1 protein-coding gene is annotated in these 468 nt (G+C 52.6%); it reads left to right on the forward strand.

What is annotated here, in order from left to right:
• Positions 1-131 precede the first annotated feature (131 nt).
• Positions 132-468 (forward strand): GntR family transcriptional regulator (locus AB4Z23_RS28455; RefSeq protein WP_441361303.1); only part of this gene is annotated, 337 nt, incomplete at its 3' end.

The following is a 468-nucleotide window of genomic DNA, read 5'->3' on the forward strand; positions in this document are numbered from 1 at the left end:
GTTGACAACTGCTTTGTTGGATTTGGAATAAAATTCGTCATCTAACGTGCACGGCTGGATTATAAGATATAAGTGGTTGGTCGTGGCGTCCGGTTCAGGTATGCAAGCAGTAGGGATTAGGAGTTGAGACGATGAGTGTTATGGACATGCAGCCGGGGGAGATGGGGAGCCTGTCTGCCAGGATTTATACCAAGCTGCGTGAGGGTTTGATTGTGGGGAGTTTTGCTCCCGGCGAGCGGCTTTTGATGCAAGAGCTCGCGGAAAGGCTCGGCACGAGTGTCACCCCTGTGCGTGAAGCGTGCTTGCGTCTTGTGAGCGAGCAGGCATTCGAACTCCGTTCGGGCCGGTTTGTCGTTGTCCCGGAACTCAGTCAAGATCGTTATGTACAGATAAAAGTGATACGTACTGCTCTTGAGGGCCTTGCTGCTGAACTTGCGGTAGAGAATGTGTCAGCAGCGGACATCGAGC

Source organism: Agrobacterium sp. MCAB5, from assembly GCF_052114365.1.
GTDB classification, from domain to species: Bacteria; Pseudomonadota; Alphaproteobacteria; order Rhizobiales; family Rhizobiaceae; genus Agrobacterium; species Agrobacterium tumefaciens.